The sequence below is a fragment of the Paenibacillus sp. J22R67 genome, from assembly GCF_059692175.1.
Genome location: NZ_JCAUAX010000003.1, coordinates 113,403 through 131,657 on the forward strand (window position 1 = coordinate 113,403; position 18,255 = coordinate 131,657).

The 18,255-nt window shown below is 47.9% G+C and carries 18 protein-coding genes; 16 read left to right on the plus strand and 2 right to left on the minus strand.

What is annotated here, in order from left to right; translation table 11 throughout:
- The first annotated feature begins 31 nt into the window (after positions 1 to 31).
- The 15 genes from AC58VC_RS12590 (at position 32) to AC58VC_RS12660 (ending at position 15,172) form a co-directional block, all read left to right on the plus strand.
- The gene (locus AC58VC_RS12590; protein ID WP_497369119.1) at positions 32 to 988 is read left to right on the plus strand and encodes a 4-hydroxy-3-methylbut-2-enyl diphosphate reductase; all 957 of its coding nucleotides are present in this window, start codon (positions 32 to 34) and stop codon (positions 986 to 988) included.
- A gap of 60 nt (positions 989 to 1,048) precedes the next feature.
- A complete protein-coding gene (locus AC58VC_RS12595) occupies positions 1,049 to 1,564 on the plus strand; it encodes a DUF2062 domain-containing protein (RefSeq protein WP_497369789.1) in 516 nt (171 codons plus the stop codon).
- A 130-nt stretch (positions 1,565 to 1,694) separates the two neighbouring features.
- On the plus strand, positions 1,695 to 2,738 hold the full coding sequence (gene aroF / locus AC58VC_RS12600; RefSeq protein ID WP_145659934.1) for a 3-deoxy-7-phosphoheptulonate synthase: 1,044 nt from the start codon (positions 1,695 to 1,697) through the stop codon (positions 2,736 to 2,738).
- 237 nt (positions 2,739 to 2,975) lie between these two features.
- The gene (glnA, locus tag AC58VC_RS12605; RefSeq protein ID WP_497369120.1) at positions 2,976 to 4,400 is read left to right on the plus strand and encodes a type I glutamate--ammonia ligase; all 1,425 of its coding nucleotides are present in this window, start codon (positions 2,976 to 2,978) and stop codon (positions 4,398 to 4,400) included.
- 203 nt (positions 4,401 to 4,603) lie between these two features.
- Positions 4,604 to 5,155: an NADPH-dependent FMN reductase gene (locus tag AC58VC_RS12610; protein ID WP_497369121.1), complete on the plus strand. Its 552-nt coding sequence runs from the start codon at positions 4,604 to 4,606 to the stop codon at positions 5,153 to 5,155.
- 211 nt (positions 5,156 to 5,366) lie between these two features.
- Positions 5,367 to 6,734 (plus strand): adenosylmethionine--8-amino-7-oxononanoate transaminase, encoded by a 1,368-nt coding sequence (gene bioA, locus AC58VC_RS12615; protein WP_497369790.1) that lies wholly within the window; start codon positions 5,367 to 5,369, stop codon positions 6,732 to 6,734.
- Entirely contained in the window at positions 6,731 to 7,510 is a 780-nt protein-coding gene (bioD, locus tag AC58VC_RS12620) for a dethiobiotin synthase (RefSeq protein ID WP_497369122.1), read from the plus strand. Before bioA ends, bioD begins: the two co-directional genes overlap by 4 nt.
- Positions 7,488 to 8,486 carry a biotin synthase BioB gene (gene bioB, locus AC58VC_RS12625; protein ID WP_497369123.1) on the plus strand — a complete coding sequence of 333 codons (999 nt, stop codon included), beginning with the start codon at positions 7,488 to 7,490 and terminating at the stop codon, positions 8,484 to 8,486. Before bioD ends, bioB begins: the two co-directional genes overlap by 23 nt.
- 11 nt (positions 8,487 to 8,497) lie before the next feature.
- Positions 8,498 to 9,715, plus strand: coding sequence for an 8-amino-7-oxononanoate synthase (gene bioF, locus AC58VC_RS12630; RefSeq protein ID WP_497369124.1), 1,218 nt, complete (start codon positions 8,498 to 8,500; stop codon positions 9,713 to 9,715).
- Positions 9,715 to 10,461, plus strand: coding sequence for an alpha/beta hydrolase (locus AC58VC_RS12635; protein ID WP_497369125.1), 747 nt, complete (start codon positions 9,715 to 9,717; stop codon positions 10,459 to 10,461). Before bioF ends, AC58VC_RS12635 begins: the two co-directional genes overlap by 1 nt.
- Positions 10,439 to 11,308, plus strand: coding sequence for a malonyl-ACP O-methyltransferase BioC (gene bioC / locus AC58VC_RS12640; RefSeq protein ID WP_497369126.1), 870 nt, complete (start codon positions 10,439 to 10,441; stop codon positions 11,306 to 11,308). Before AC58VC_RS12635 ends, bioC begins: the two co-directional genes overlap by 23 nt.
- 81 nt (positions 11,309 to 11,389) lie before the next feature.
- Positions 11,390 to 12,706 (plus strand): DUF1800 domain-containing protein, encoded by a 1,317-nt coding sequence (locus AC58VC_RS12645; protein ID WP_497369127.1) that lies wholly within the window; start codon positions 11,390 to 11,392, stop codon positions 12,704 to 12,706.
- A gap of 5 nt (positions 12,707 to 12,711) precedes the next feature.
- On the plus strand, positions 12,712 to 13,953 hold the full coding sequence (locus tag AC58VC_RS12650) for a DUF1501 domain-containing protein (protein WP_497369128.1): 1,242 nt from the start codon (positions 12,712 to 12,714) through the stop codon (positions 13,951 to 13,953).
- Between the two features lie 80 nt (positions 13,954 to 14,033).
- The gene (locus AC58VC_RS12655) at positions 14,034 to 14,555 is read left to right on the plus strand and encodes a mismatch-specific DNA-glycosylase (RefSeq protein ID WP_497369791.1); all 522 of its coding nucleotides are present in this window, start codon (positions 14,034 to 14,036) and stop codon (positions 14,553 to 14,555) included.
- Positions 14,552 to 15,172, plus strand: coding sequence for an NUDIX hydrolase (locus AC58VC_RS12660; RefSeq protein WP_497369129.1), 621 nt, complete (start codon positions 14,552 to 14,554; stop codon positions 15,170 to 15,172). Before AC58VC_RS12655 ends, AC58VC_RS12660 begins: the two co-directional genes overlap by 4 nt.
- A 48-nt stretch (positions 15,173 to 15,220) precedes the next feature.
- On the opposite strand, the gene AC58VC_RS12665 is transcribed toward AC58VC_RS12660, so the two are convergent.
- Positions 15,221 to 16,081 carry a DUF421 domain-containing protein gene (locus AC58VC_RS12665; RefSeq protein WP_497369130.1) on the minus strand — a complete coding sequence of 287 codons (861 nt, stop codon included), beginning with the start codon at positions 16,079 to 16,081 and terminating at the stop codon, positions 15,221 to 15,223.
- Between the two features lie 119 nt (positions 16,082 to 16,200).
- Entirely contained in the window at positions 16,201 to 16,806 is a 606-nt protein-coding gene (gene thpR, locus AC58VC_RS12670) for an RNA 2',3'-cyclic phosphodiesterase (RefSeq protein WP_497369131.1), read from the minus strand.
- A gap of 151 nt (positions 16,807 to 16,957) precedes the next feature.
- On the opposite strand from thpR, the gene serC reads away from it, so the two are divergent.
- Positions 16,958 to 18,046 carry a 3-phosphoserine/phosphohydroxythreonine transaminase gene (gene serC / locus AC58VC_RS12675; RefSeq protein ID WP_497369132.1) on the plus strand — a complete coding sequence of 363 codons (1,089 nt, stop codon included), beginning with the start codon at positions 16,958 to 16,960 and terminating at the stop codon, positions 18,044 to 18,046.
- Positions 18,047 to 18,255: the final 209 nt, after the last annotated feature.

The following is an 18,255-nucleotide window of genomic DNA, read 5'->3' on the forward strand; positions in this document are numbered from 1 at the left end:
GGAAAACAGATGATGTGGGTAGGTGGAAGGCATGGAAGTCGTACGAATTTCTCCAAGAGGCTACTGTTATGGTGTCGTAGACGCGATGGCATTGGCTATGCAAACAGCAAAAAATTTAAATCTTCCAAGACCAATTTATATATTAGGTATGATTGTGCACAATGCACACGTCACCGATTTCTTCAAAGAAGAAGGTGTCGTCACGCTGGACGGTGAGAACCGTCTTGAAATTTTGGAGCAAATTGAAAAAGGCACTGTCATTTTCACGGCGCACGGCGTTTCTCCCGAGGTTAGAAGACGGGCTAGAGACAAAGGTTTGACAGTTGTCGACGCTACTTGCCCAGATGTGACAAAAACACACGATTTGATTCGCGAAAAAGTAGCAGACGACTATGAAGTTATCTATATTGGTAAAAAGGGGCATCCTGAGCCGGAAGGCGCCGTAGGGGTTGCTCCTGGCCTTGTGCACCTTATTGAAAAGCTGGAAGAGGCAGACCATCTGAACATTAAGTCAGAGCGTATCATCATTACGAATCAAACAACGATGAGCCAGTGGGATATCAGGCACATCATGAATCGTCTCTTAGAGCTGTTCCCCAAAGCGGAAATTCATAACGAGATCTGCCTTGCAACGCAGGTGCGGCAAGAAGCCGTGGCAGAACAAGCCAAAGAATCTGATCTTGTTATTGTTGTCGGAGATCCCAAAAGCAATAACTCTAACCGATTAGCGCAAGTTTCAGAGGAAATTGCTGGAGTCAGGGCGTATAGAATAGCTGATATCACAGAATTGAATCGTGAATGGTTAACCCATGTCCGTAAAGTTGGGGTGACTTCAGGGGCTTCAACACCGACACCGATTACCAAAGAAGTCATATCTTACCTGGAAAGTTACGATCCGAAAGATGAAACCACTTGGGCAGTTACACGTACTATTAATATGAAGAAGCTCATTCCGGCTATGAAGTCCAAAGCAGCCAGCAGTGAGTAATTCGTATTTATTCCACAGGGCGGGATTGTGACCAGCATGCAGAGCACTCAGAAGGTGAAAATGATGAAAACTCGCTACGATTGGAAAAGCAGCAAACGCTGGTTTAGGTACAAATATTTACTTCTCTTACGTGCCAAAGGCGGCCCATCTAAGGTTGCGCGCGGCTTTTCAATTGGTCTGGCTATAGAAATGTTTACCCTGCCTACAGCAGGATTTGCATTCGTTCTTATTTTTCCTTTGGTATATTTGTTAAGAGCTAATCTGCCTGCGGCATTAATTGGGTTTGTATTCGGTAAAGTCATTTATCTTCCGTTCTCAATTCTCAATAAGCAGGTTGGAGATTGGTTGGTACCGAAGCATGTTAAGGTTTATCTGATTCATCATTTACCACATATCTTATCCAATATCATCAGAAGCGGGTTGGACTTGATTGTAGGTGGGATGGTGGTTGGAACCATTCTCGGTCTTATAGCTTATTTCCCTGTTGTGCTCTTTCTCAAATACCATACCAATCGTCGCAAAGAAAAACGCAGAATCCGCAAGGATCAGCTCACACCTTCTAAGCAAGAAGAATAGCAAATAAATTAACGCTTGACGAATCTTCGTCAAGCGTTGTATATTTACTTTAGTGATTAAAAGCGTAGAAGCGAACAAGCGTTGAAGTGATTAAGTGGAACAACCCATATAAATGAGGAGCGTGTATATCATGATCGCCATTACTTCTAACAAAACGTCTGACGAGCGTATTCAAGAAATTGTCCAATTTATCGAGAAGCAAGGTGTGCAAGCTCACGTCTCCAAAGGCGAAGACCGCACAGTTATCGGTATTATCGGTCAAGCAGATCCAAAATTAGCAGAACAACTGCGCCAAATGTCAGGAGTCGAACAAGTCGTGAAAATTTCGAAATCATACAAACTAGCAAGCCGTGACTTCCATCCGGCAGATACAGTTATCAATATTAAAGGCGTGGAAATTGGCGGCGAGCAACTAGTCGTTATGGGCGGACCTTGCGCCGTAGAAACACCGGAGCAAATCGATGAAATCGCCCGTTTGGTGAAAGCGGCAGGGGGGCAAGTGTTGCGCGGCGGCGCGTTCAAGCCAAGAACAGGGCCATACAGCTTCCAAGGCGTTGGCGTAGAAGGTTTGATCATGATGGCTGAAGCGGGCAAGAAGCATGGACTTCTAACCATTACAGAAGTAATGACTCCTGAGTACGTGGATGTGTGTGCTCAGTATGCAGATATCCTGCAAGTAGGCACACGCAATATGCAAAACTTCGATCTGCTGCGTAAGCTTGGTACGATTCAAACGCCAGTTCTGCTAAAACGCGGATTTAGCTCCACATATGACGAATTCCTGAATGCTGCAGAATACATTCTTGCCGGCGGTAACCCGAACGTGATGCTCTGTGAGCGCGGAATCCGAACATTCGAAACATACACGCGTAATACATTGGATTTATCTGCTATTCCAGTACTTAAACAACTTAGCCATCTTCCTGTCATTTCTGATCCAAGCCATGGTACGGGTCGCAGAGAACTTGTCGTTCCGATGACCAAAGCTTCCGTTGCTGCAGGCGCGGACGGCTTAATCATCGAAATGCATACAGATCCGGACAACTCCATGACTGGCGACGGCGTACAATCGCTGTTCCCGGACCAATTCGCAAACTTGCTTGTTGATTTAGAGAAGCTTGCGCCATTGCTTGGCAAAAAGTTCGATACGCAGAAAGAAGCTATTCTGGCATAATATTATGTTCAAGGAAACGAGTTTCTTCTATTAGGAAGAAACTCGTTTCCTTTTTTTGTATATAAGAAAAGTCTGTGAAAGAGTGTGAGCATAGCTTACACATCAATAAAAAATACCTGACATAAGTATTGACTGTGAAAGCTTAATCGCTATATAATATGTGCAAGATAACAACAAAAAGTTGAACATTAATCATGTAAAGTACGTTGAATGTACGGAAATGGGAGGGTTTTTTAAATGTCAGTTCAAAACGTGTTGAACCTTATCAAGGAAAAAAATATTGAGTGGGTAGATTTTCGTTTCGTAGGTCTTTCCGGTAAAGCACAGCATATCTCTTTGCCAGCTACGGAAGTAGATGAAGAAACATTTGTAAACGGCGTAGCTTTTGACGGTTCCTCCATCCCAGGATTCCGTGGTATTGAACAATCTGACATGGTAATGATGCCAGATACGGAAACTGCTTATGTAGATCCTTTCACAGCTCACCCAACATTGATCATTATGAGCAACATCCATACGCCAGAAGGCGAGCGTTACGATCGTGATCCGCGCAGTATCGCACAAAAAGCTGAAGAGTATCTTCAAACAACTGGTGTTGGTACGACTGCATTCTTCGCACCAGAATCCGAATTCTTCATCTTTGATGATGTTCGTTTCGAAAATGGCATGAACAAGTCTTACTTCGAGGTTGACTCCGAAGAAGCAGGTTGGAACACTGGCCGCAAAGAAGAAGGCGGCAACCTTGGTTATAAAGTTCCAGTTAAAGGCGGTTACGTTCCAGTAGCTCCAATCGATTCCCAACAAGACATTCGTTCCGAAATGTGTAACAAGCTTGCTGACGCAGGTCTTCGCATCGAACGTCACCATCACGAAGTGGCAACAGCTGGTCAAGCTGAAATCAACTTCCGTTTTGACACTTTGACTAAAACAGCAGATAACCTGCTCAAATACAAGTACATCGTTGCTAACACTGCAAGAGAATATGGCAAAGTTGCTACATTCATGCCTAAGCCGCTGTTTGGCGACAATGGTAGCGGTATGCACGTTCACATGTCCATCTTCGACGGAAGCGAGCCTTTGTTCTATGAAAAAGGAGCATATGCAAACTTAAGCGAAATGGCAATCAACTATATCGGTGGTATCCTTTACCATGCACCAGCATTGATTGCTTTGACGAACCCAAGTACAAACTCCTTTAAACGTCTAGTTCCTGGTTACGAAGCACCGGTTAACCTTGTATTCTCCAAAGGAAACCGTTCCGCTGCAGTTCGTATTCCAATCGCGGCTGTGACACCTAAAGGCTGTCGTATCGAATTCCGTACACCAGACAGCACAGCTAACCCATACCTTGCTTTCGCAGCAATGTTGATGGCTGGACTTGACGGTATCAAAAAGAAAATCGATCCACGTGCACTTGGATACGGTCCTTTCGATACAAACATCTATGAAATGTCTGATGCTGAGAAAGCTGAAATCCGCAGCGTTCCTGGTACATTAGACGAAGCTCTTGATGCTCTTGCAGCTGATTCCGACTTCTTGATTGAAGGCGGCGTATTCACACAAGATTTCATCGATAACTATATCGAATTGAAACGTGGCGAAGCGAAACAAGTTGCAATCCGCATTCACCCGCACGAGTACAACCTGTACTTCGATTGCTAATTTCTTAGCCCTTATATATTTTATTAAGATGAGCTGCTTCTATCATGGTCTTCCATGGTGGAGGCAGCTTTTTTTAATGATAACAATTACTTTTTAATAATTATTCTAATTTATTACTGGAAATTTAATGAAAACAAGGTATAATGAAAACATCAATCATTTCATATTCATTATTATTCCAACGCAGGGAAGGAAGATATTTTATGAGAATCACCCTTATTGCAGGAAGCAACCACCAAGCAGCTACAAGTACGAGACTCACGGAGTATATTCAGCACTTGGTACAATCACATGGGCATCAAGCAACACTTATTGATCTGAACAAAACACCAATACCTTTTTATTCACCGGATGATGCTCATGGTGGTCACGAGGCACTTGAATTTCTGAAGCGTGCGATGCACGAAGCGGATAGCATTGTGCTCGCGACGCCCGAATATCATAGCGGAATCTCTGGCGTCCTAAAAAATGCACTGGATCATCTCGGACAAGATCATTTTAATAATAAAGCTGTTCTTTCTGTCAGCTCATCAGGCGGTGCTGTAGCCGTTAGCTCGCTAACGCAGCTGCAAACGATCGTTCGCAATCTTCACGGCATTAACTGCCCAGAGTGGATTTCAATTGGCGGTGATCAGCGGAAAAGTTTTCAAGCAGGGGTAGCTTATGCCGATATTCATCCAGATGTCGATAAACGCGTTAGGCGTGTCGTAAATTCATTCCTCGATTTGACAACTATATTGAATGTTCGACAATAGTTTGTTCGACAAGAAATGATTTAAATTCACATTTTATTTCATAAGAGTAGTGCTAAGCGTTCAGACGCTTTGCATTGCTCTTTTTTTATTGTTAACCAGCGAATAGATGAAAATGTATTTACAAGGCTGTTTGGATCTGCTAAACTGACCACTATCAATTGTTAACTTAAATATTGTTATTCAGGTTGACAATTAATTCTGATTAGGGGGGATTGTCGTGTCAAAATCCTACGAACGGCTTGTGGCCCTAAACAAGTCGCACGTTTGGCATCCTTTTACACAAATGAAAGACTACAATAACGAGGATCCTCTCATCATTGAGCGCGGAGAAGGCGTTAGGCTCTACGATGTCCAAGGACGTGCTTATTACGATGGATTTTCGTCCGTTTGGCTTAATGTTCATGGACATCATGTACCAGAGCTTAACCAAGCCATTTCGAACCAATTAGAGCTAGTTGCTCATTCAACTTTGTTAGGAATGGCTAATATCCCTGCAATTGAATTGGCTGAGCAGCTGGTGAACATCACACCACATGGATTAAACAAAGTGTTTTATTCGGATTCTGGAGCAACCGGGGTGGAGATCGCAATTAAAATGGCTTTCCAGTACTGGCATAACAAGGGGGTACGTAATAAAAAGTCTTTTATCACAATGGGTCAGGCGTATCACGGAGATACGATTGGCGCGGTGAGTGTTGGGGCGATTCCCCTTTATCATGAGGTGTTTCGTCCCATGTTGTTCAAGTCGCACGTCATCCCTTACCCCTATGCTTATCGACATGAAGGAGGGGCAGAGGGAGCCAAAGAAGCGACTATAGATGCTTTGCGAAGTTTGCTAGAAGAACAGGCGGATGAGATTGCGGCACTTATTGTGGAGCCAATTGTCCAAGGAGCCAGTGGGATTGTCGTGATGCCCGAGGGCTGCCTGCGCGAGATGGCTGAGCTTTGCCGTAAGTACGACGTGTTATTAATTGCAGACGAGGTTGCAACTGGCTTCGGCCGGACGGGTGAGATGTTTGCTTGTGACCTGGAAAACGTAACACCGGATCTGATGGTGGTTGGAAAGGGACTCACAGGCGGCTACTTGCCTGTAGCGGCAACGCTGGCGACGGATGAGATTTATGGCGCTTTTTATGCGGATTATCACGAGCAGAAAACTTTTTTCCATGGACACTCTTACACGGGGAATCCGCTCGGTTGTGCTGTAGCTTTGGCCAGCTTAAGGCTTTTTGAGGAGAGAAAGATGTTGGAGGGAGTCCGCTCTAAGGCTGTATTTACTGCGAATAAGCTAGCTGCACTTATAGAAAGACCGCATGTCGGTGAAATCCGGCAAAAAGGATTGATGATCGGAATCGAGCTTGTTCGTGATAAAGGTTCGCGAGAACCGTACGAATGGGAAGAGCGGATTGGCGTACGAACGAGTCAGAAAGCGAGAGAACTTGGCATGCTGACGCGGCCGCTTGGTAATGTGATTGTCTTCATCCCGCCTTTAGCGAGCACTGAGGCTGAGCTTGGAGAGATGACAGCAATTTTGGCGGAATCCATTATTCAGGTCACGGAAGGAAGCGGCGGATCATGAATAAAGATAACGCGGAGCCAATCCGGGGCTTGTTCATCACAGGTACGGATACCGGAGTCGGCAAAACGATGGTAACGGCAGCGATAGCAGCGGCGCTTCGTGCGGATGGTTGCCAGGTAGGCGTGTGGAAGCCCGTACAGTCCGGGGCACGCCTAGGCCGTGGAGAAACAGATGCGGAACGACTGCTGCAGCTAACGGGAATCAATGAACGGCCAGAAGCAGTAGCGCCATACACGTTTGAAATGCCACTTGCTCCTATACTTGCTGCTAGGCATGCTGGCGTGACCTTAACGGTGCTGGAGCTGATCGCCGCGGGCAAGCCGCTTACTAAGCGATACGAGGCCCTGCTTATTGAAGGCGCAGGAGGCGTGGCCGTTCCGCTGAACGATGATGCTCTGATGGCGGATCTGATCGCAGAGCTTCGAATTCCTGCACTGATTGTTGCCCGTTCCGGTCTGGGGACGATTAACCATACGATATTGACGGCAGCTTTTCTATGGCACTATGGAATCCCGATCTTAGGTGTCATTTTAAATGATGGTGATGATCCAGAAATTGGGCACGATCCGAGTGTTGCCACGAACGCGGAGCTTATTGAGCAGTACAGCGGTCTTACCGTTCTCGGGCGTTTTCCTTTTTTACCCGCTGATGTCGATACCGATCTTTTAATACATATGGCTAGGAAATCCATACAACTCGGACCGATCAAACAAGCGTTAAAGTTCTGCCATAATGAACGCCAAGGAGGAGACAATGAACAACATTTCAACCTGTAAGGATTGGCCTTTGTTGGCCCAAAAAGCATTAAACGGCGAGTGTTTGACGGAAGAGGAAGGGCTGGGTGTGCTCGAAGCAGGCAATGATGAGGTTCTGCCGCTGCTCCAAGCTGCTTTTCAAGTAAGAAAGCACTATTACGGTAAAAAAGTTAAATTGAACATGATTATAAATGCGAAAAGCGGGCTTTGCCCCGAGGACTGCGGCTATTGCTCGCAATCGATTGTGTCAACAGCGCCGGTAAGTAAATATACCTTGCTTGATAAAGATACGCTGCTTGCTGGCGCACGTGAAGCAATGGCGCGTAAAGCCGGCACATACTGCATCGTAGCAGCAGGCAAAGGTCCGACAGACAAGGAACTGGCGCAAGTCGTGGATGCTGTAAAAGAAATCCGTGAAACGATGCCGCTCAAAATTTGCGCTTGTTTAGGCATTTTGAAGGACGAGCAAGCGCAGCGACTAGCAGAAGCAGGCGTACATCGATACAACCATAATCTCAATACGAGCAAAGCGAACTATCCGTCGATTACGACGACCCATACGTACGATCAGCGTGTTGAAACGGTGGAAAAAGTAAAAACATACGGCATGTCCCCCTGCTCCGGTGTCATAATCGGAATGGGTGAAACCAATCAAGAAATTGTAGAAATGGCCTATGCGCTGCGTGAACTGGACAGTGATTCGATTCCGATTAATTTCCTCAATGCGATTCCTGGAACACCTTTGGAGCATGCAGGGAGGACCCCGGCGATGAAGGCTTTGAAAGTGCTCGCTTTATTCCGCTTCATCTGCCCATCCAAAGAAATTCGTGTAGCAGGAGGCCGTGAGGTGAATCTGCGTACACTGCAGCCCATGTCGCTGTATGCGGCGAATTCGCTTTTTGTCGGAGATTATTTAACAACGGCAGGCCAATCGATTGGCGTGGATCACCAAATGATCGAGGATTTGGGCTTTGAGATTGAACTTAACGCTTTGTAAGGGGGCAGACAATGAATCCGATATCATCTTTGAAATGGATGGAACAGGAGCTTGCCTCTCTGGAAGAAGCCTCATTGAAACGATCCCTACGGGCAAGTTTAGCAGTTCCAGCGTCTCCAGGGCACTTGTACCGCGGCACAGGACCGCACAACTTGCACAACATGCATAACATGCTCAACTTGTCTGGCAACGACTATCTTGGACTGTCCCAGCATCCTGCGATAATCGAAGTGATGCGGGAAGTGCTGCTCAAGGATGGCGTTGGCGCCGGGTCTTCCAGGCTAGTCACCGGCAATCGGCTGGCTTATACGGAACTTGAAGAAGCTATAGCTGAATGGCAGAGCTGCGAAGCTGCGCTTATATTTGCCAATGGTTATATGGCAAATACAGGAGTTATCCGTGCTGTAGTCGGCAGGGGGGATGTGGTGTTCAGCGATCAACTGAATCATGCCAGTATTGTGGATGGCATTTTGATGAGCCGGGCGGAGATGGCACGTTACAGGCATAACGATATAGAGCACTTAGGGGCGCTGCTGCATAAGCACCGCGACAGGAAACGAAAACTGATCGTTACAGATACTGTCTTCTCCATGGATGGAGATCAGGCTCTCCTGCGAGATCTCATCCTCCTCAAACATGAGTATGGAGCGATACTGATGGTGGACGAAGCGCACAGTGGAGGAGTTTATGGGAGACGCGGCGAGGGGTTATGCCATGTTCTCGGGGTTAAAGACGAGGTGGACATTCATATGGGAACGTTCAGCAAAGCCTTCGGTACCTATGGCGCTTATGTTTGCGGCAGCCGCACGCTCATCGATTACCTCGTGAACAAGGCGCGCACGCTTATCTATTCAACAGCAATGCCACCTGCGCTGCTCGCAGGTATTGCTCAAGCATTGGTGCTGGTGCAGCAGGAGCACTGGCGGCGTGAACGGCTGCACACAAACATTCGTTCCTTCCGATCTTTGTTGCAAAAGTCAGGCTTCCTGCTCGGAATAGGCGACTCTCCTATCGTCCCGATCATCATCGGTGATAATGAGACTGCTTTGCGCTTCAGCGCAACGCTGGAAGAGAACGGCATCGCAGCGGTTGCAATCAGACCGCCGACGGTTCCAGAGGGGACTGCGCGCATACGCTTCTCTTTGTCCTCAGCCCACTCAGATAAAGAACTGCGGTATGCAGCCGCGTGCATTCGTGAGGTAGGATTACAGCTTGGAGTTTTGAGATGATGACACCAGGAAAGAAAGCGACGATCGTATGGTTCCCTGGGTGGAGTATGCCGTCCGAGGTTTTTGACCGGCTTTGTAACGCACTGCCTGATTATCATCACGTGCATGTCAATATTAGCGATTCTGAAACGCCTGAAGACATGCTGTCGATCACCGAAGATGTGGCAGCAGAATGGCAATCTTCGGCAGTCCATAGACCTCTATTCATTGGAGGATGGTCGCTTGGCGGATTGTTGGCGCTTAGATTAGCAGCTCAAGGTTTGGTGGATGGCCTCCTCCTATTTGCGGCTACGGCTCAATTCGTTCGCTCGAAGAGCGAAGCCCATCTAGGCCAGCCGGACGCTTATATCAGGCAGATGATCAAAGCTGCCGCGCAAGATGCGCTTGCTGTAGAAGCCAATTTTCGTCAAATCCTGTGGACAGAAACAGAGCGAGAGGCAGGAATAGGTGACAAACTTCCTCCAATAGGCAGCTGGACAGTACCGGCTCTGACGTCAGGCCTTCAGATTTTGCGGAAGGTGGAAGTTAGCGCTGTACGCTCAGAAATTGCGTGCCCAGTGCTACTGTTCCATGGCAGGGAGGACCGGATATGCCCTTACAAAGGGGCAGAAGAGCTTGCTGCTGGACTGTCTCACGCAAAGTTACATGCCATACCTGATTGCGGTCATGTACCATTTCTAGGAAGGGAAGAGGAAATTGCAGCAGAAATAAGGCGGTGGTGGGTTGAACAACAGCACGGAAATTGAACGTCAATTTAATCGGAGTTCGGCAGGTTCCTACGATCAACACGCTAATGTACAGAGGATGATGGCGGACCAGCTTGCTGCGGCGCTTAAAGTGCTGGATAGCGCGCGCGATAGTGCGCCAATATGTAGGATTCTTGAGATTGGCTGCGGTACAGGAGTTGTGACGAGCGGGTTAGTTGACACATGGCCAACAGCGGTGATTACTGCTTTGGACATTGCACCTGGCATGCTTCGGGCGGCTGAGCAGCGTATAAGGTGCAGTCAGCCTGCTGACAGAGACATACACTTTATTCACGCCGATGTGGAAAAGTGGTCGGCAGCTGCACCGTCGGCTTCATTCGATTTGATCGTCTCCGGCGCCTGCTTTCAGTGGTTAAAACAACCGAAGATGACACTTCAGCATCTTCGGCGTCTTCTTCGCCCGGGCGGTATGTTGGTATTCACGACATTCGGGCCGGCAACATTTGATGAGCTGCATGAGTCATTCATGGAGGCGTATCGTGAGGTTGGGCGTCAGCCGCAGCGGCATGGGCTAACTTTTCAATCCAGCGCTGAGTGGAGAGAAATGCTTGTGGACAGTGGCTTCTCGCACATCCAAGAAGATGGCTTGCTCCAGGTGGAAACGTACCCGACGCCTAGGGATTTTCTGCATACAGTTAAAGCAATGGGAGCTAGCACTTCGGAGGCAGCGGTTGTGCCAGGCATCAGCACACGGCGTTTGTTCGCCAGCATGTACAAGGTGTATGCATCGAGGTTTAGCGTATTAGGAGGCGTTGCAGCTACCTATGAGCTTTTGATGATGCAAGCGAGTGTTCCTCAAAAAGATAGTGACTCAGACAGGTTCTGAAGTCTCTATCTTTTTTGTTTTATACATAGTTTTGACACATTTATGTGCTAAAGTATGGAAAATTGGGCGTGGAGGGAAATCATGGGAGTAACTTGGACGAACACGGAAGTTGTTCATTTATTGCTTCGTGCCGGATTTGGAGGGGCAGAGGACGAGGTTAAGACTTGTGTGGCTCTGGGTCGCGAGGAGACGGTGCGACGGCTTATCGCAGGTGAAGCATTGACCGAAACGGCTGCGCTGACACCTTTTGATCAACTTAACGCAGAAGGTAAGAAAGCTCTGGATCCATTGCAGTTTGGCGATCAGCAAATGTACTGGTTATACCGGATGGTGAATTCCAGCGCACCGTTGATTGAGAAAATGACGTTGTTTTGGCACGGACATTTCGCAACTGCAAATTACAAGGTCAAGGATGTCACACTGATGGTTCAGCAAAATGCGCTGTTCCGCAAGTATGCGTTAGGTAATTATAAGGAGCTCGTACTCGCTATCGGCAAAGATCCGGCTATGATGATTTGGCTGGATGTGAATCGCAATAAGAAAAACAAGCCGAATGAGAACTATGCACGTGAAGTGATGGAGCTTTTTACACTTGGCATTGGTCAATATACCGAAACGGATGTGAAGGAAGCGGCGAGAGCTTTCACGGGCTGGACGTACAGCGAGAAGGAAAATAAAGTAGCTTTTAATCCCAAACAACATGACAATGATCCGAAAACGCTGCTCGGCGAAACGGGAGATCTGGACGGCGATAAGGCAATTGATATTATTTTTCATCAAAAGTCGTTATCTTCGTTTCTAGCTTTGAAATTGCTCAAATATTTTGCTACAGATAATCCGCCAGACAGCTGGATACAGCAAGTGGCGAAGCACATTGTAGAAAAGGCGACAATCGGAGAAGTGCTTCACGAGCTGTTCTTGTCGGACGATTTCTATAATCCCAATTTACGGTTATCTCTCATTAAAACCCCGGCTGATTACGTAGCTAGTATTCTCAAAACGCTGCGGCTGCCTGTAGCCAATGGACATGCGCAAGCGATGAAGAAAATGGGCCAGGAACTCTTTTCCCCGCCTGATGTTGCAGGTTGGAGAGGCGGCTCATCATGGCTGAATACCAACTTGCTGCTCGCGAGGTATCGATTCGCTGAGTCCATTGCTATGCAAATGAACAACAAGAAATGGATGCCGGATGATACCACGCCGAAGCAAGCGGAACTGCCAGAGGAATGGGTGAAGCTGTGGAGTCAGCATCTCGGGATCACGCAATTATCGGATAAGACGTTGAAGGGTTTAAGCGCTTATGTGGCAGATACCATCTTACATACGAAGCAGAAAAACGCCGGTTTACAGGGCTTGTTGCAACTAATCTTAATCAGTCCGGAAGCACAAATGAAATAGCGGAGGTGAAGGCATTGAAATTAACAAGAAGGGAATTTCTGCTGAAGGGTACGGCGATGTTTGCTACTTTAAGCCTTGGCGGCATTTTGTTTACGGAAACCGGCAAATCGATATTCGCAGGGGGAGCCGAGGACGATGTCGACGAGCCAGTGCTCGTTGTTGTGCAGCTTAGCGGAGGCAATGATGGTATTAATACGCTTATTCCTTATGGGCAAGGCGTTTATTATGATTCAAGACCAACGCTGGCTTATCAGCAAAAGGACGTGCTTGCTCTTGATAATCAAGTGGGCTTGCATCCTAGCCTGGCCGGGCTCGCAGCCCTTTACAAGAGTGGGAACATGGCGGTCATTCAAGGTGTCGGTTACCCGGAGCCGGATCATTCCCATTTCCGGTCTATGGAAATTTGGCAGACCGCTGAGCCAGCGATAATTAGCCGAAGCGGCTGGTTAGCCCGCTATGTAGAGTCTTCGCTGCGCGATAACACGAATCCGCTCAAAGCGGTTCAGGTTGGTGCGGCGGGCAGCAAAGCTTTTGCCTCGGAAAAGATGAGCTTTCCTGTTATTCAATCGCTGGAATCATATCATATGATCGATCCGAAAACGGCGATGATGGACAAAAATCGGATAAGCAAAGCTTTTTTGGACATGTATGGTGATCAGAACCAGATGGAACAGCTGCGAGTCGTTGCGGGGCGCGGATATGAGGCGTATAAAAGTGTTGAAGCTATTCAATCGTTAACAGCAGCTTATGTCACTAAGGTAGAGTACCCGAAAACGAATTTTGCCAGTGATCTTCAACTCGTTGCCAAGCTGCTCACGGGGAAGTCGGGAACGCGAGTATGTAATGTCCAAATTGGCGGATTCGATGATCATGCCGATGAAAAGGAGCAGCATGCAAGAGTTTTGACACAGGTTGATCAGGGGCTGACGGCCTTTTATAAAGATTTGGAAGTGCAGGGTCTGCAGGATCGGGTTGCCATCATGGTGTTTTCCGAATTTGGGCGTCGTGTGAAAGAAAATGGGAGCGGTGGCACGGATCACGGCACGGCAGCACCGATGTTTGTGATTGGCGGGAAAGTGAAAGGCGGTCTCTATGGCGCTTACCCGAGTCTAAGTAATTTGGATAACGGGGATTTGAAATATGAGGTTGATTTCCGCTCCGTGTACAGCACTCTGGTGGATAGTTGGTTAAAAGGTGACGCTTCAGCTGTTCTTGGGAAGACCTATGAATCGTTGAAGTTTATATAGGGATAGTGGTAATCTATTTGATAGAGTGAAGATTTCTAGATTTTGATGGACGCATGGAAGGTGGGTTAAGTACGGTGGAAATAAAACCGATCTCGGATCATTTGAAGGAGCAATTAAACATCCTTTTCGTGGGATATAACCCAAGTATTCGATCGGGTGAAACCGGCCATCACTATGCGAATCCGAACAATCGGTTCTACCGCATATTAGTTCAAGCTGGATTAACGCCTCGGCTGTATAAGCCTCAAGAAGATCAAGATCTACTTGAACTTGGTTATGGATTTACGAATATTGTGGCGAGGCCCTCACTGACGGCTGCTGAAATAACGCCTGAGGAATACAGGGAAGGCCGCGTAATTCTCAGGGAGAAGATCCAAAACATGCGACCAAGGGTTGTGTGTTTTGTAGGCAAAGGAGTTTACGAACAATATAGCGGCCGTAGAGGCATGGCATGGGGCAGCCAGCCAGAGCCTATCGTACCAGGTGTAGTAGAGTACGTATGTCCCTCCTCCAGCGGGCTGGTTCGGATGAAGCTCGAGGAGATGGTCGCTATCTATAGCGGAATTAAGAATTTTATCGGGATGGAGTTGGGTAATGGATGAATATTCCATGGCTGCATTGGGCGAAAGAAATTCAAGCGATTAGTCAAGCTGGGCTTACTTATGGCGAGAACGGCTATGATTTGGAGCGTTACGAGGCGCTGCGCAAGATCAGCGTGGAGATGATGAGTCACTTCACGGACACCCCGATTGACAAAGTGACGGAATTATTCGCCAGTGACACGGGGTACCAGACGCCGAAGGTTGATATTCGGGCGGTTGTTCTGCAGGAGCACAAGATGCTGCTTGTAAAGGAAAGAACCGACGGCGCATGGGCTTTGCCAGGCGGTTGGGCGGATATCGGCTACACACCAAGCGAGGTCGCTGTCAAAGAGACACGCGAGGAAGCGGGTTATGAGGTCAAGCCTGTGCGTTTGCTGGCGGTTCTGGATAAGAAGTGCCATGCACACCCTCCTGCTCCCAACTATGTATACAAGATATTTATCTTGTGCGAGTTAATCGGCGGAGAGGCGCTTGAGGTCAGTTTGGAAACGACCGAAGTTGGCTTTTTTGGCGAAAATGAGCTGCCGCCTCTGTCGATAGAGCGGAATACGGTAGAGCAAGTAAAACGGATGTTTGAGCTTGCTAACGGCCCAGCATCGCAGGTGCTGCTGGATTAAAAACAAGAATGCTCCCAGTCGTATAGCCACGGCGGGGAGCATTTTGATTTATCGCGTCAATATAGGCTTAAGTTGATCGAGGATACCCTCCATTTGCTTGGAGCATTGCTCGTACATCGCCTTTGCTTGTTTATTGTTGGTGGTCAGTCCGTATAGCATGAGATCTGCTTCACACTGTTTTAAGCTAGCGAAGAGAGTAGCTTTTTCCTGCGGTACAGGGATATTGATTTTATCATCAAACAAATCTACATACAATTGGCCGTACGAATCGACTTCCCCGAGAAATACATTTTCAATGGTTATTCCTATTTTGTCTAGTTCCGTTTTGAGCCAACCTCGGCTGAAACCGAGAGTAGCCAGTGATTCGTCCAGTATTTCGCCATCCATGATAACCGCTTGAGGTTCCTTCTCAGGTGCCACTTTGATGCCCAAATGTTTGGGTGTTAAGGGCTGATTTTCGCGCTTTAACAGGACATTGATTTCCCCGTTCGGCTCCATGATTGCAAATTCAACATCTGCCACCATGAAAGCAGACCGCTTCCGCAGCTGCTCCATGAGCTCGTCTGTGGTCAGCCGCTCCTTTTTCAAGTTATCTTCCAGCACTTTGCCGTCTCGAATGAGAACGGTCCCCTTGCTGTCAATAAAATCCCGCATTTTTTTGCTTTTAAGCTGCAAATATTCAATGCCTAAAGAACAAGCGATCCAAACAGCCAAAGATACCAAACCAAGGTACCAATTCGCCTCCAGATCAAGTGAGATATAGGCCGCAAGGCTGCCAATGGTAATACCGGTTATGTATTCGAAAAAAGAAAGCTGCGAGACTTGTCTTTTCCCTAACATCTTTGTCATCAGGAAAAGTACGATAACGGCTAACAATGTCCTTAATACAATTTCAAGCCAATCCTGCACGTTGGAACCTCCTACTTGTTGAATAGCTATTTCACAAAGAGAAATGAGCAAAGTCAATTGTATTTCATTGTTTGTAGAGTGTCAGAAAATTATTCAAAACCATACATTTTATGTAAGGGTCAAAGGGGGCCCAGAGCGAAAACGCCCAGCCTCTCATAGGAAGGCTGCCGGCCCAAGTGGCTGCGGTAGAGGACGATGTCCGCTGCCCGCCACGCGGGCAGCGAAGGCGCGCCTGCCAGGGCGGCGCGCGAGAACGGTTCCGCCGCTTGCTGGTAGCGGCGGGCTAGCGTGAGATGCGGCCGGTAGGCGCGCGCCTCGGCCGGAAAGCCATGGCGGGCACAGGCGCCCGCGACCTCGCGCTGCAGCGCAGCCAGCGCGTCCAGTTCGCCGGCGATGCCCGCCCAAAGCACCGACGGCGCTGCCGGAGGTCCGAACACGCCGAGCCCCTCGGCGTGCAGATTCAGCGGCAGCGCAGCTGCTGCGATCTGGCGAAGTTCGTTCGCCAGCGTGTCGGCTGTCTCGGCGGATGTGTCGCCGAGGAAGCTTAAAGTGACGTGGACGTCCTGTGGATGCGTCCACTTATGGAAGGGCAGCCGCTCCTTGAGGGAGGCTGCCAGGAGAGACAGCTCCCGCTGGGACTCCTGCGGGAGACCGATGCCGACAAAAAGCCGGTATTTGTCGGACGGTGTTGAAAGCGCTTTTGTCGAATGAGCAGAAGGATGCATGCGAGTTTAGGCTCCTTTTCAGCTTTTTATGACGCGTACCCTGGTCCGGATTTCCTGCTTCAACTAGCATTGCCAACTAAGGTTTTACTTGATGCATGAGGAGAATATTGCTATCATAGCCATAATACAAAAAGCAAAGGTGTGGTCATTCATGGGAAATCGGGCCTATAACTTTAACGCAGGGCCTGCGGCATTACCGCTCGAAGTTTTGCAGAAAGCGCAAGAGGAACTTGTCGAATTCAAGGGTATCGGCATGTCGATCATGGAAATTTCGCATCGCAGCGCGGAATACGAGCAAGTACATACTGAAACGCAGCAATTATTGAAGCAAATTTTTGCTATTCCGGATGGCTATCAAGTACAGTTCCTGCAAGGCGGAGCGAGTACTCAATTCGCTATGATTCCTATGAATTTCTTGAAGCCAGGCAAAGTGGGCAGCTATGTGCTGACAGGCGCTTGGGCTGAGAAAGCGGTACAGGAAGCAAGTCTTTTCGGAGAAGTAGCTATTGCAGCTAGCTCCAAGGAGAACAAATTTATGAAAATTCCGGATCTCAGTGAAATCAACATTCACCCGGATTCCGCTTACCTGCACTTGACATCCAATGAAACGATCGAAGGCGCTCAGTTCCAAAGCTATCCGGAAACAGGCAATGTGCCGCTTATCGGGGATATGTCCAGCGATATCTTGAGCCGTCCAGTTGATGTATCGAAGTTCGGCATGATTTATGCTGGTGCCCAAAAAAATCTAGGTCCATCAGGCGTGACTGTTGTCATCGTCAAAGAAGATCTTCTGCAAGACCTGCCGAAAACAATCCCGACCATGCTGCGTTACGAAATTCACGGCAAAAACAATTCCCTATACAACACGCCGCCGGTGTACTCCATCTACATGGTAAACCTCGTGCTGAAATGGATTCAGGAACAAGGCGGACTAGCTGTTATCGAGAAAAACAACCTGGAGAAGTCAGGTTTGATCTACAGCGCAATTGATCAAAGCGGTGGTTTCTACCGTGGTCCTGTCGATAAGGGCAGCCGTTCAGCAATGAATATCACTTTCCGTGTGCAGGATGAAGAGCTGGAGAAGAAATTCATCAAGGAAACCGAGCAGAACGGGTTTGTCGGGTTGAAAGGGCATCGCAGTGTAGGCGGCCTGAGAGCATCTACTTACAATGCAGTTCCTTATTCTTCTTGCAAAGCGCTCGCAGATTTCATGATTGATTTCCAAAAACGCAACGGTTAGTAACGGACGAAGACATACATGAGCTATTCATGGCACCCTCGTGTGCGCGTGAATGGCTTTTTTTTGTCTCGGCATGGAATGGTCAGTTCATCGTTTACAATGTCTTAAGATGGCCTCTGAGACGGTTTGAGGGGCTTTTTTTGAGAGGGGTGCGGAACTAGATCTAGTAGGGTAAAAGAGGAGATTCCGAGCGATGTTCCTTTCGACAT